Source organism: Bacteroides sp. AF20-13LB, from assembly GCF_003603065.1.
In the GTDB taxonomy this organism is placed as follows: Bacteria; Bacteroidota; Bacteroidia; order Bacteroidales; family Bacteroidaceae; genus Bacteroides; species Bacteroides uniformis.
The window spans coordinates 187,175-201,978 of the sequence record NZ_QTMH01000007.1; the positions used below are offsets into that span (position 1 = coordinate 187,175).

General features: G+C 39.0%; 7 protein-coding genes. 4 read left to right on the forward strand and 3 right to left on the reverse strand.

All coding sequences use genetic code 11. The features are described 5' to 3' along the window. Positions 1-293: 293 nt before the first annotated feature. The 4 genes from DWX62_RS10045 to DWX62_RS10060 all read left to right on the forward strand — a co-directional run bounded on the left by DWX62_RS10045 (position 294) and on the right by DWX62_RS10060 (position 12,259). The gene (locus DWX62_RS10045) at positions 294-1,400 is read left to right on the forward strand and encodes a site-specific integrase (protein ID WP_120172796.1); all 1,107 of its coding nucleotides are present in this window, start codon (positions 294-296) and stop codon (positions 1,398-1,400) included. Between the two features lie 574 nt (positions 1,401-1,974). Then, on the forward strand, positions 1,975-5,088 hold the full coding sequence (locus tag DWX62_RS10050; RefSeq protein ID WP_235816616.1) for a hypothetical protein: 3,114 nt from the start codon (positions 1,975-1,977) through the stop codon (positions 5,086-5,088). Next, positions 5,085-11,228 (forward strand): DEAD/DEAH box helicase, encoded by a 6,144-nt coding sequence (locus DWX62_RS10055; RefSeq protein WP_120172797.1) that lies wholly within the window; start codon positions 5,085-5,087, stop codon positions 11,226-11,228. Before DWX62_RS10050 ends, DWX62_RS10055 begins: the two co-directional genes overlap by 4 nt. A 2-nt stretch (positions 11,229-11,230) precedes the next feature. Next, positions 11,231-12,259 carry a WYL domain-containing protein gene (locus tag DWX62_RS10060; RefSeq protein ID WP_120172798.1) on the forward strand — a complete coding sequence of 343 codons (1,029 nt, stop codon included), beginning with the start codon at positions 11,231-11,233 and terminating at the stop codon, positions 12,257-12,259. 382 nt (positions 12,260-12,641) lie between these two features. On the opposite strand, the gene DWX62_RS10065 is transcribed toward DWX62_RS10060, so the two are convergent. From DWX62_RS10065 to mobC, 3 genes are read right to left on the reverse strand one after another with little or no spacing between them, the layout of a single operon-like run. Then, positions 12,642-13,409: a hypothetical protein gene (locus DWX62_RS10065; RefSeq protein WP_120172799.1), complete on the reverse strand. Its 768-nt coding sequence runs from the start codon at positions 13,407-13,409 to the stop codon at positions 12,642-12,644. Between the two features lie 49 nt (positions 13,410-13,458). Further along, on the reverse strand, positions 13,459-14,388 hold the full coding sequence (locus tag DWX62_RS10070; RefSeq protein WP_120172800.1) for a relaxase/mobilization nuclease domain-containing protein: 930 nt from the start codon (positions 14,386-14,388) through the stop codon (positions 13,459-13,461). Continuing rightward, the gene (mobC, locus tag DWX62_RS10075) at positions 14,385-14,759 is read right to left on the reverse strand and encodes a plasmid mobilization relaxosome protein MobC (RefSeq protein WP_165859009.1); all 375 of its coding nucleotides are present in this window, start codon (positions 14,757-14,759) and stop codon (positions 14,385-14,387) included. The genes DWX62_RS10070 and mobC overlap by 4 nt, the downstream gene beginning before the upstream one ends. Positions 14,760-14,804: the final 45 nt, after the last annotated feature.

Consider the following 14,804-nt stretch of genomic DNA (forward strand, 5'->3'; position numbering starts at 1 on the left):
TTATGCGATAGAACGAGATGTTCTCCGTAATGAAACAAAGTGTTTTTTCAAGATGCGCAAATATAGTGCAAACCTATTAAAATTCAAATAGTTATAAAACTAATGTTTTAATCGGATGTGGTGAATAAAGCTAAATAGAGCATATTTGGGAGTGAGTTATGTTACTTATCTGTTACCTCTTCCAATTTGCCTACTAATCGGATATAAGGCATTAGTTTTCAATATATTGCATTATTCTTCATAACTTCAAATACCTCAACAGTAATTAAATTTGTAACTAAAAAAGTTGAGTTATGAGAAGTACATTCAGAGTGTTGTTTTACACTAAAAATCAATCGATTAAGAATGGTAAAGTACCTGTAATGGGACGTATTACCATCAACAAGACCACAGCTTGCTTTAGCTGTAAGAAGGAGGTGTCTATTTCTTTATGGGACGCCAAAGCTAATAGGGCTAAAGGGAAATCCGAAGAAGCTAGAATGTTAAACCAGGAACTTGATAATGCCAAAGCCCAAATTGCCAAGCATTACCAATACATATGCGATCATGACAGTTTTGTCACAGCCAAGAAAGTCTATAGCCGCTATGTCGGTTTTAAAGAAGATTCCCACACCCTTATGGAGCTTTTCAGGGAACAGCTTGAGTCATACAAGGAGAAAGTAGGCAAGGAAAAGGCAAAAAGCACCTATCTTGGTTTAGTAGCCGATTATAAGAGCGCATTGCTTTTTTTGAAAGACAAAAAGAATGTTGAGGACATTGCACTTGATGAACTTGACAAAGATTTTATTGAAGACTATTATAATTGGATGTTGGGCACATGCGGCTCGGCCAGTTCTACAGCATTCGGACGTGTTAATACCATGAAATGGCTAATGCATATCGCTCAAGAGAAAGGTTTAATAAAAGTTCATCCCTTCACGGGTTTTGGATGTAAGCCGGGATATAAAAGACGTTCATTTCTCTCTGAAGAAGAACTGCAGAGGCTTATACATGTAGAATTGAGGTATAAACGTCAGCAGGCTATGCGTGACATGCTACTTTTCATGTGCTTCACAGGCCTCGCCTTCGCAGATCTGAAAGCAATTACTTATAAGAATATCCATACAGATTCTGATGGTGGCACATGGCTCATGGGAAACCGTATAAAAACAGGCGTAGCATACGTCGTGAAATTATTACCTATAGCAATTGAACTTGTAGAAAAGTATAAGGGTGATAACAAAAAGAAAGATTCTCCTGATTGCGTTTTCCCCGTCGGTGATTATGAAACCATGAAAAGTAGTTTTAAGGTTTTAGGGAAAAAGTGTGATTGTAATGTAAATATCACCCCTCATATCGGTAGGTATTACCTTTTATCCTATCAGCTGAAAATAAGCAGTTTATACGAATCGCTTTATTAAGCAGGTAACGATTTAGAAACGAGCGAAGTTCTATATTTTTTCTTGTTTTGCATTAACCAAAAGAACGCTCCATTCAATGCAAAAATACGGAGTATTTCTATAATTACCAAAACAATTGTTAGGAAAAAAGGAATAGTAAACAAGCTTTTCAAACGAAGAACAATACTGTGCATATTAGTTTTTAAATCATCTTTTGCCTTTGAAGAAAAGCTAGATGGACTGCAAATATGGATAATGTCCAGTGTCTACTTTCTTAATATCTTCATTACAGAATTTTGGTAAAATCGTTTATTGCTTTGACTTCTTATTTGCGATTATCGCTCAAAATCTATTGCAATATCAACAAATTTAAGTGAGTATAGTAATTAAGTTATTTATCAATACATGGAAAAAAATGTATCCATCTTGGATTTTTTGTTTACTGTGCATTGTGATTGCACAGAATTGCGCTATCTTTACAAAAGATTATAAACCAATTGATTTTTAGAACATGGTTAATATATGCAATAGTGAACAGCATGTTGTTTTGATGAGGATTTTGGATACTCGTAACAGACCGTCCATAACCCCAGATATGCCCCTTTGGAAACTTAAATTAACCGAGGAAGAATATACAAACTTAAAGGAGACTCTTGTCCAAAATGCGTATCGATTAGAAGATTTTGGAATAGAGGCGGCCTTGTGTTACGCTGAATGGTGGAGAAGAGACTATAATGGAGGAATTCCTTCCAGAGAAGATGTTGCAGTCGGATTAGGACTGCCTCATTATTGTTGGGAGCAACTATATAAAGCTGCACGTCATGGGCTTAAAAGTCATGGATTTGCATTTATTCACTCTCTCAAGGGGAATGAATATTTTAGAACTTTACTAAATCAAGGAGGTCTTCCTGTAAATTACATAAAGAACGGAACTAATCTTAGCGGGTTTTCACGTTTTCTCATTGGATTGGTTGAAGAATTGTCTTCAATAAATATTGATTGGGATGATAATAATATAGATTTAATCAAGAATTTTAATTGTATAGCTTATCTTGGGAAAGCGTTCAAAAATGACAATATTTACGATGTTTCATTACAGATTGCTCATGCAATCATATCCGAAGAAGACCGCTGGCTACCATATGATGATACGGATTCCTCTTTGTCGGAACTGACTAAATCCTTAAAAAGAGAATACCGGCGAGTTAAGAGTGAACATAGAACCAAACCACTTTCTCTAAGTTGGAAACTTCGTTTGACCTCAAGTAAAACTGCAAATCTTTTTGTCAATTTAAATATAGTAAAAGAGATTTCATCAAAATCTATTGAAGGTCTAAACTATCAATCGTGCTACACCTTCGATGTGTTTGTCTCTGGTATACTTGTTGGAAAGTATGTAAGAAAATCCCTAGTTAAAGATGACAAAGGAGAGGTTATCGGTGCGATATATTCTCGTATAACTGTTGGCGTAGCAAATGATATAAAGTGGAGTGGAGAACCTGTAGTTGAAGTTAAGATCAGGTGTGACAACGATGACAGATTGTTTCCAACTTTATGTGGTAGTTATCCTCCGAATTTTGAATGCCCTCAGGTTTTCCAAATGCTTGATGATAATGTATATTCTTTGAAATCGACAGCGAATGCTGAAAATAATATAGCTGTTTTCTCCACTAATTGGAAGTGTGATGGTAGTCACAATCTATTACTAAATGGAGAACTTTATTCGGCGATTAAGTTTACTGATAAAGTAGATTTACACAATTGCATGTCGAATGAGGATATAACCATAACCAATGAGTTCACGCCTTATAGCGCTGAATTCAGAGGTACATATATACAATGGGTAGAGCAATCTAATTTTAAGTTATTGACTCGCATTCCAGTAATAAGCGTTTTTGACCAAACTGGCACTAGAGTCGGGAATATCAAGCCTAAATATCGTGTTCATAATAGTAAGGCTGAGTGGCGGAATTTGTCCAATTCATGCCTTTTGCCATTTGGACTTGTTGATATCAAGGTTGAATTTCCTGACAATAAATACGTGATGGAAACATTTTATTTCATAGACGATATGACATTTGTCTCTCGCAACGAAACAATGTTTTCCACAGAGCTACACCTATATTCTCGCCATGTTATCTCTGCAAAAGTTGATGAATGCGAAAACTTATCTGTTGAAATGACGGATAAAAATACCTGGAGGATTTCCAGAGATGCCTGTGCTTCTAAATATTCTCCTACGTGTAATTTGAAAATAATTGCCGAGAATAATCCTCCTTTGAAAGTATCTGTTGTAGCACCGTTTGAGGGTATAGTAATATCTGATTTGGAAGGGAAAATTGTGCCATCGGGAAAAATCATATCTTATGATAACCTGAGATATTTTAATATAATCAGTCATGGACAGTCTGGTATGATAGATGTAACTTACAAATCTGATAAAATAAAGGATGACAATACAATCAAGCATCTTAAGAGTCCAGTAATTGAAGGTATAGTTCCATTATCCGATTATCGTGATTTGTTTGCAAGAATGTTTCAATTATATGGTGCAAATACTTTTGACCGTAGTAGTTCCATAGAACTAAAAATATTTGACAAACGCATCTATATAAGAAAATTTGTTCTTGATAGTGAGTTGAGTTCAGATAAAATTCGAATCACAGATTATACCAGCGAAGACACTTCCGATTTCATATATGACGGTGATGTATATGCATTGCCGGTTTCAGAAAATATAAAACCAGCTGAATTAGTGCAGATAAAGCTTGAGCCGTATAATCGACAAATGAACTTGTTTACAATTCCTGATGAGCTTTTGAATTCGGAAGCAATTCTTTTCTCTGGTCCCGAAAGTTCGCGCAGGCTTGTTCCTAAGTATTACAATTTTGAACAAGAAGATTACAGTTCGGAAGTACGTGGAGAGATGTCTGCTGCTAACACAATACTTTGGAGTGAAAGGCTTTGCAAGGATGATGTTTTTGCCGGCGAGTATTGGGCAAAGACAGTAAAAGCATTCCGTATTATTTCAGAATTTAATCTTCCATTTACCACATATAATGCTTTCAAAGCTATTGGTTGTGAGCCTAAATTATTGGTTAACTTAATATTAGCTTGTTGGATTAATGGCGCTTCCGACGTTCTCATTCAAGAAATTGACCGTTTTGAAGATGAATTAAACATTGCAGTACATTGGATTCCGCACACTGTGTGGGGAAAATGTATTGAGAGTTTCATACGTTCGCTTCCTCCAACACTCATTAATATAATGAATACAAAATTAGGTGAGATTACAGAACTGATAAATGCACTTTTCAACGCTACACTATCTGCAGAAGTTGCGTCTGAACTTACCCAATATGTTGCGGGAGGGAATATCGGAAATGCCAGGATTTTCTCAAGAGCGGACATAAATCAATTTAAATCAAAAATACATGGGTGTACAGATAACAATATAGACCTACCTCTAACCCGATTTGTACTTCAAAATAAATATTATGTAGATCAAGAGATGCACAAGTCCTATCGTGTAATGATTGAGTCCGCAATGTGTGCTGCGGAAAACTTCGCACAAGTAAAAAATCGCACAAATCTTTTTTTATTGGAAAGTCGAGACTATGCTCGTATCACTAATTTTTACCGAAAATACTTTAAAGAAACCTACAGTGAGATATTCATTGGGACAGTAAAACAAATTGTAAACAAATGAATATGAATTATTTTTCATTCTACAATAAGGCCAAGGAATTATTAATAGATTCTCTTGCCTCTCTTTGGTTCAAGGGTCAAGCCCAAGAACAAGAATATATCAAGAGGATTTTGACTAAGGATGAGCCTCTTTTTGCAGAACCTGTATTCCAATCAATATTCCCTTGGGAGGAGAGTGCCGACAGTTTTGAGGAACATTCTTCTAAACTCAGATTGTTAACTCCTTCATTTGTTAATGCACTGAGTAGCGAAGAAGTTGACAAGGATTTGAGATTTCCATTAGACAGGCATCCTTATAAGCATCAAACAGAAAGCTGGAGAACTATGCTTTCTTCTCGACCACAAACCATTGTCGTGACTACCGGAACAGGATCAGGTAAAACAGAGTGTTTTATGATACCAGTGTTGCAAGATTTGGCTAAAACCAATGAAAAAAATTGTGTTCAGGCCATATTTCTTTATCCTTTGAATGCACTGATGAAAAGCCAACAGAAACGTATTCATGCTTGGTGCAAAGCTCTTCCCGAAAAGGTTACCTATGCGATATATAATGGAGAAACCGACAAAGAAAATCGGTCTGACAGATATACTGCATCTCATTATCCACAGCTCGTAACAAGGCCTCAAATAAGGAAAACTCCGCCTCAGATTCTCTTTACTAATCCAACTATGCTCAACTATATGTTGGTACGAGCAGAAGACCGTGAAATCTTGGAAAAATCCAAAGGGAAGCTCAAATGGATTCTTTTAGATGAAGCACATACTTATACTGGCTCTTCAGCCGCTGAATTATCATTGCAAATCCGTCGTGTACTAGATGCTTTTGGCGTAACTATTGATCAAGTGAATTTTGCTGTAACATCAGCGACTATCGGGGATGAAAGTGACCCCAAAACGACGATAAAGCTAAAAACTTTTGTGTCTCAACTCACTGGAAAACCATTTGAAGATATAAAAATAATTAGTGGCAAGCGCATTATTCCAGAACTAAACAAGGGAATTGCAGAAGATCAATTGTCCAAAATAAACAAAAAGTTTAGTATCGAATTGAGTTATTCTGATATTGAGAAGTTGAGAAAAAAGCTTAACTCTTCGCCGGTATTGAAAGCAAAGGAAATCGGTCGTATGCTTGATAAAGGAATTGGGAAAAATGTGGATACCTCATTGGAAATAATAGATGCTCTCGGGGAAAAAGTGAAAGGTATAAACAAAGGAGGCGGCCTTGGAGCTTTATTGCCAACACGTGCTCATTTATTTGTTAGATCGATAAGTGGAGTGTATGTTTGCACCAATCCCGATTGTCAGCGTCATAAGGGATATAGATTGTCGATAGGAAGTCTGACAACATATCAAAATATGAATTGTCCAGTTTGTAAATCAAAGATGCTGGAACTTGCTACATGTTCGTCTTGCGGCTCTCCCATTATAGTGGGTGAAACAAGCACAACTAAGGGATTTAGGATGCACACCAATGTAATTGATCTTGACAAGAGTCTTTTCTATGAGCAAAAGGAAGATCTCATTGATTTGGAAGATATGGGAAATATAGAAGATGTTGAGCAAAATGAGGCGGATGGCTTTTCTCGCTTCTTTTTCGCCATTCCGAAGAAAGCATGTCTAAGGAAAAATGCGAATAGAACATATCACATCTTCAATCATCGGAATGGTAAAATAGAACTTGTCCCTGAAGACAATAGAAGCAACAAGTGTTTTACTTCTTTAAAAAGTGAAGGAAGTATTCCTATAATATATCAATCTCTTCGACACTCAGGAGATAATCACGTTCTTTGTCCTCATTGTGGCAATAATCTCAGCGAGTTTAAAAACCTTGATTATCTCAGAATAAGTGCTACTCAAATTGGACGTACTTTAGCAACATTGCTTCTTGATAATGCTGAACCCATTGACAGTAATGACGCAGACGTTGTATATGAAGGCCGAAAGTATATAACATTTACCGATAGTCGTCAAGGGTCTGCACGTTCTGCGATGGGACTTAATCAGGATGTAGAACGTTCATGGATTCGAGCTTCCATTTTTCATAAACTTGCCGACATGCGTTTGAATGATGTGAAACCTGGTGGTCTGACTCCTGATGAGGAAGCAGAATACAATGCATATCTGAGTATTCGGGAACATCTTCCGACCTTACTTTTTGAAAAATTTAAACGACTTGAAGAAAAAAAGAATGGCACACCAGTAATCCCCAATCCAGAGGAGGTGTCATGGGGGCAAATAAGCCAGTCTCTTGAAAATGACTCAAATTTCAAGAAGTTGTATGAACATGTTGATAAAGCACGTGGCAGAAAAAATTTCAAGAATGCAACGGACTATCTGAAAGCACTTCTTGTCGACCAATTCGGATGGATTCCTAAACGGGCGAACTCATTGGAAACGATGGGATTCGTACGTCTTGTCTATCCAGCACTTAAAAATGCGAAATGCCCAGCACTCCTTCAGAAAAGATGTACAGACACCGACTGGCAGAATTTTCTCAAGATTTGTATGGATTATGTCATTCGTGGAGGTCGTCATTATATGCTTTCTGGAGCTTATAAAGATTACCTTACACAAAATAAGTACTGTTCTCCTATATATCCTTCAAATTCAGAACTGAGGAAGAATGGGAGCCCTGTATCGAAATGGTTTAAAGTCAATGTAAGTTCAAAAGGTATTAATGAGAATCAGAATAGACTCGTTCTTCTTCTATGTGCAGTTCTAGGTTATGATGATATTTCTCAAATCAATCAGATAAAGATTGCTGACATCAACTCAATGCTTGATGCCGCATGGGATTTTCTGAGACAAAATGTTCTTGAAGCAACAGATGTAGAAAATCAAGGATATATGCTCGATCTCATGGGGGATAAAGTTAAGCTGCAACTTATCGAAAAAGGTTATCTCTGTCCTGTTGACAATGTTATTATAGATGCACCGTTCTGTGGCTATAGCCCAAGAATGAACGGTTACATCGGTCGTGAAAATTTCGATAGATTCAAAATCAAGACGGAGTTTGTAAATCCGCTTTTCCCATTCAAGTCTGCGGATCAGACAGAAAAGAATGTCATGGAATGGATTGAGAAGAACTTCTTTGAACAAAAGGCTGCTGGTGTGTTCGGGGTTATGAACTCCAGAGTATTTGCTTCAAAACCGATTTTTATATCGGCTGAACATTCTGCTCAACAATCGTCAGAAGATCTTGACCGATACGAAAGAGAGTTTAATGAGGGGAAAATCAATATTCTTTCTTGCTCAACAACAATGGAGATGGGGGTTGATATTGGTGGTATTACAGAAGTCGTCATGAATAATGTGCCGCCAAAATCATCAAACTACCTTCAGCGTACGGGACGTGCAGGGCGAAGAAATGAAACTAAAGCTTTGGCTTTAACTGTTTGTGCTCCCAATCCTATTGGAACTCATACATGGAACAATCCAGATTATCCGATTACACATGTAACAGAAACTCCGTTGTTAAAATTGGAAAGCCGTCAGTTGATTCAACGTCATGTTAATGCGATGGTATTCGCATCCTTTGTAGCAGATCAAGGGGGAATCAGGGTTACGGCAACTCTTAGGGATTTTTTTGTCACGGCAGAAGGGATGTCTTTCTTTGATAAGTTTCTAAATTATATTGATAGTGTAATCAGCGGAAAGGTTGAACGTCTTCAAGAACCATATTCAAAATTAATCAAGGGAACAAGTCTTGCTCAGATAACATTGGCGGATGCCGCACAAGTAGTCAAGAAAGACATTGTTGCTGTTTACAATGTCTTTGATGCTCATAAAGGAGCTCTTGCAAAGGCGATTGAATCTCTGAAGAATGAATCAGGAACGACCAATGCTATCAAAGCTATAGAGAAACAAGAGGAAAATCTTTTAAAGACCTCGATGTTGTCATATCTTGCTGAAAATTCTTTTCTGCCAAGTGCAGGTTTACCCTTAGGACTAGTTGAGTGTCTGCTAGGCGGTAAGGAAAAGGTTGACGGTAACTCACCGACATTGCATATAAGTCAGGCCATCTCCTCTTATGCTCCCGGTAATCCAGTAGTGAAAAACGAATGGGTCTATGAGCCCAATGGTATTCGTCTGAAGACAAAATACGATGACAGCACTTCAAGGTATATCATACAAAATTGCACTCATTGTGGTTATACAACTATTATCTATGGAAGTGCTAAGACGGATTGTCCCAAGTGCGGTCGGCATGGAACTATGCATGGCATAAAGGACATCTCACTATCGACAGATCAGCGTTTTACAGAGGTCGTTGAACCTGCTGCATTCTCCGTAGCATGGGATTCGACCCCGACACGAAAAATGGACTCTCTCGGCAGTATGAATTTCATTCAGCCTATTTTGCTTGAAATGGATGCCTGGCTTCTGAAGACAAATTCTGCAAAAATGTCTATCCGCTGTTCAACGCCAAGGTCTGAGATTCTCTTTTATAATAAAGGAACGAGTGGGTATGGATATGCTTTCTGTCCTTATTGCGGTAGAATGAAATCAGAAAAATCACCAGACTCCACAGAGCGGATGCTGTCGCACCATAAACATCTTCTAGCTTCGACCTCTTGTCCCGGTGGCGAAAATGACGGTGCTGCAGTAAGACGTCATGTGTTGTTGGTCGGAAGATACCAGACTGACTTTGTTGAGATCAAGTTTTATGACAAGGACAACAATCTGGTAGAAGACACAGAGACACTCTATTCTCTCGGCGTGATTCTTAGCCGTAAACTCACGGAGCTGCTCGGAGTCAACGATGGAGAGATTGAATTCGGCTATGATGGCATAAATCATTCTATTTTCATATATGATACTGCTCTCGGTGGTGCAGGTTATTCATTGCTCTTCCGAGAATATAAAGAGGAAGTCCTAAAAATGGCTTTGGAGACTCTTGAAAGATGCGACTGTGAACGGTCTTGCACGAAGTGCCTTATAGATCGCAGATCGCAATGGTATACGAACTATCTTAACCGGCCTAAGGCTCTAGAATGGTTAAGACAGGAAGTCAAGGCCCGTGTTGCCCCAAAGGAAATTATTTATTTAATGCCTGATTCTCATGCTGTGACATCAGACATCACGACCGAGTTTTATCAGCTCACACGGAACAAGGACATCTCTGGTATCAGAATATTTGTCGACGACAACATTTCTCAATGGGATGCGGAAACATTCCCATTAAAAAAAATTCTCACAGAACTATCTCTAGAAGGAGTTGACGTTGCCTTTATACTGCCAAGCGTACCAGATGTAAAATCGCTCTCGTCAGCTGACAGTGCAACTTTAATTGCGGAGGTATTTAAAACCAACTTTAAATGTCTTGAAAACACACTGCCGACAGGATTATTTCCGTTGATGGTCGTGATTATGAATGACGGAATCGTCAAAACATACTTTGGGAAAAATATTGATACATCCTATTCTAAGAATTGGGGAAGTGGAGATGTATTCATAACCACACAGCCAAATTCATTGTCTTATGCCGACATAAATAGAATGCAACTGTTGAGCGCCTTTTCATCGGACGATTCTTCCTTTATGTTCGAATATAGAATAAGAGAACACAGCTCGTTGGGTCGTTTTTTTGATTCTCTGAAAGCTCCGGAAACTGGTAATTGGAATAGAATAATATCTAACCTACGAGGCAAGGCTGTTTCTATTGAATATTCTGATAGATACCTAAAAACGCCCTTAGGCTGTATGCTTTTGGCAAAAATGATTTCCAGTCTGAAGAATGAAGCAGACTTAGTCTTGGTATCAATTAAGGTTATCGTCACAAATATCGTCTCAATTAATGACTCAGATGTGGCAGTAAATGCTATAAAAGATTTTGCCAACGGTAAGAAGAGAAATCATTTCCTGAAGGATGCTATATTTGAACTGACCGGAATAGAACCGGAAATTCAAGATACAGGTTATGTTGAGCATGAACGGTGTCTGACGGTTAAAGCGGATAATGCAGAGGTCTGTATACGTCCAGATGCAGGTATAGCAAAAGGATGGGCACCATTTGGAAGAGATAACGCTGAATGCACCGACCGCGATTTCAGAGAAGATTGGAATATAGATCTCGAACTGTTCAATAAACAGCAGATAGGAAACGGAATACTTTACACCATCTCATATAAGCAACTCTAACAATGTCAGAAAATAGAAACGCTCAGTATCGTTATCAAGTGCTGGACAGATGCTTCAGTGACTGGAATAAGAAATATACTATCGAAGATCTCCTTGAAATAGTCAACAATCATCTTTATGAATTGGAAGGTTCGGACTCTACCATCAAGTTGCGTCAGTTACGAGGTGACCTAAATGCCATAAGAAAGATGCTACCCGATAACATCTATCTTGATGCCAAACCATTTGGAGGAAAGAAATGCTACTACAGATATTCTAAGCCAAACTATTCAATCTACCAGAATGGTCTATCGGTTAAAGAGGTTAATTCTTTACGCTCGATAATTGAAATGCTTAGTAAATATCGTGGAGTTACTGGTAATGCTTGGCTTGAAGATGTTATCTCCAATCTAGAACTTCGTTTTGGAGTAAAATCGGATAGAGAAAATCTTATTTCATTTCAGTGTAACTCATGTTTAAAAGGGCTTGAATACCTTTCAACTCTCATAGACGCAACAATCAATCACCAGCCTCTCGAAGTAAGCTACACAACACACGCAGGCATTAGTTCAACGAATGTGCTTCATCCATATTATATGAAACAATATAATAACAGATGGTTCATATTCGGACGTATTGATGGGAAAGATTATATTGTCAACCGAGCCCTTGACCGAATTGAGCGGATAAGTAGAAGTGATGTACCATTCTGTAAAAATGACCTTGTGGATTTCAACTCTTACTTTGATGATATTGTAGGGGTATCGGTGCCTTATGAAGTACAGGAGGCCGAAACAATTATTTTGCAATTTAGTTCAGAACGATTTAAATATATTGTTTCAAAGCCACTGCATACCTCACAGAAAATTATTGATGAATACAAGTGTATAGTTACTATCAAAGTAATACCAACACGAGAACTTGACCAATTAATTCTAGCTTTTGGACCTGATGTTGAAGTCCTAGCTCCAGATAAATACAGAATGAGCATTAAGACTAAAATTGAGAAATGTCTCAACAAATATCGCTCTGTGCATTGCGATTGCATATAAAATTATACTTTTATAATAAACAGATATAACAGAGCAGATATTAACCAACATTATATGGAACGTGATAGTGTGCAAAATATTAAAATTGAACATTCTAAAAGAAAAGGCGTATCAAGCTTTGTATTGAGTAATGATACGCCTCTTTTAAAATTCCTTTAAATCTACTCTTCAAAAAGCGAAAGTATATAAAATCTGATATATTTTTATCTGATTACGAATTTTGTATAGAAGATTGATTATACATATACACTCTTTATCTACGGCAGTATTATGGCTTTTTCATTTAAATATAAGTCCCATCTTTCAGGGAAGTATTAGTATTAAATGAAAGAGCTATATGGCTGTATAAAGTCTAATTTTTATCTTAACACTGGCCATAGGCTTATTTTTTAGGTTCGTCCGTAATAGACTTGTCCTTGATGGACTTCGCCTTGCTGTCCAGTTCTCTCGCGGCCTGTTCTTTCATCCGTGCCTGCTCGGTCAATGCCGCTTGTCTTTGTACCGCTTCCTCGTAGGCTTCCACGTCCTCACGTATCAGTCTTATCCGTTCGTTATCCCGGTTCGGTCCAAAGATGTTCTCAAGTTCTACAAGTTGCTCTGGGGTAGTCTCTCCTTTCATCTTGACATAACGGTATTTCAGATCATTATCGGCCTGAATGTTATATGTCCTCACCGAAAAATAGAGAGCAACGGACAAGGACACGATTGCTGCGAACATCACGGAAAAACTTCCAAAGATGTACGGGGATTTTATGCTCAGGCTGAAATGATGGTTGATGTTGCTTGTCTTAACGGCATTCTTTCTGATTGTGTCATTGGTCTCACAAAACAGGGCTTGCACTTTCTCCTGGTTCTTCCGCTGTTCATTATGCATTTCTGACAAGACCTGTCCAAGTCTTTCCTGTGACGAGTTCTTCCTGTCCATGGAAACCATATCGTTCTTAATGGCGGCAAGACCTTCGTACACGCGAGCCAACAATTTGCGAAATGTCTCATGATCATTCCGGACTTCATTCAGCACGGACTCATCCTTTTCATTGTTAACTGTCGGGCTATTACCTTCCGGCAAGGGAGCTGACTGCCCGTTGATTTTGTTTTCGATTCTTTCCAGGCATCCGAAGATACTCTCGATATATTCTTCCAATTTCATATTCCTGCAATTTTAATGTTCATGAATAATTTGAATGGGAAAGGACGGACTACAATCCGAAACCTTTCCTTTTTTGTCTCTTCTTCCTGCGTCTGCGCAAGAGTTCTTCCTGTGATAACGGCTCTTCGGGAGCGGTACCGTTTGTCGGACTGAACAGTCCAGGTCCTGTACTTTCGAAGAGATGACCTCCGTCCGGTATCCTTTGTTGCACCTTATGTTCAGATTCCTGTCGGGATTCAGAAGTCTTCCAGCCCAATTGGGCATTCAGCTTAGCAAAGCTGAACTCCCGGCTGATCTGTGAAGCCTTGAAGGTCTGCCCGTCCTTGGTGAACCGAATTCCCTGTATGTCCTCCTGCTTTTTTATCTCCCTGGTACGCTTTACAAATTCCAGCCTGATGCCCCTGCGAAGCAGGTAATCGTTGAACTCTTTCCATGTTCCGGAGTGCTTCAAAGCTGCCTTGACGGCATTGAAGATTTCGTATTTCACACGTTCCGAAACATGAAGTTTCTCCACGTTAGTCTTACCCTTGTCCTCGGCGTATGTCAACCCGTACCTGTCCTTAAGCAATTTCGTGGCGATTTCATTACGCTTGTAATCGCCTTGAGAAGAGATTACCTTGCCGTCATACCCGATGCGGTTGTAGACCAGGTGGCAGTGCGGGTTGTCCGTGTTATGATGCCTTACCAGGATGAACTGGGTGTTCCTTATGCCCATCAGTTCCATGTATTCCCGGGCTATTTTAGCCATAAATTCATCCGTCAGCAGTGCCTTGTCCTCCGGCTTGAAGCTCAATGCGATGTGCCCGACAGGCTGTTTTATCTTCGGATTAAGCTCACGCTGGTAGTTGAAACAGACCGTTATTTCCCGGATATTTTCAAGCAATACACCATCTGAGTCGATGATTTCCGCGTTGTCCTTGCCCATCACGTAACGGATACAGCCGCCGAAGGACTTCCCTTTCTTGATCTTGCCAATCATGACGGCCTCCTTTCTCCGTACCTGTACCGGATAATAATCTCCTTGAGCTTCTGCAGGAGTTCTGTCACCGTCCTTTGGGTACGGTGGAATCCGGCCTGATGGGACAAACGGGTCAGCTGGTTCAGGTTGTTCGCCATACCTGTAAGGCTGCGTATGACGGCAGTTTCCTCGGCAGAGTGCCTGGCCGTTATCGTCGTCTCAAAGGCTGATACGCGGAGAAATTCCGCCAGTGTGAGGTTGGCCTGTCTGCTGCGTCGGCATAACCGTTCATAGTCTATCTTGGAAAATTTCACTGTAACGGCTTTGCTGAGTTTGCACACTCCGCTTACTCGAGGACGTCCCCTCGGTCTGTTTTTCTTTCTGTCATTCATATTTTCTCTGTTTGATTTTTGATTATTCTTTTTCCCACAATCTGC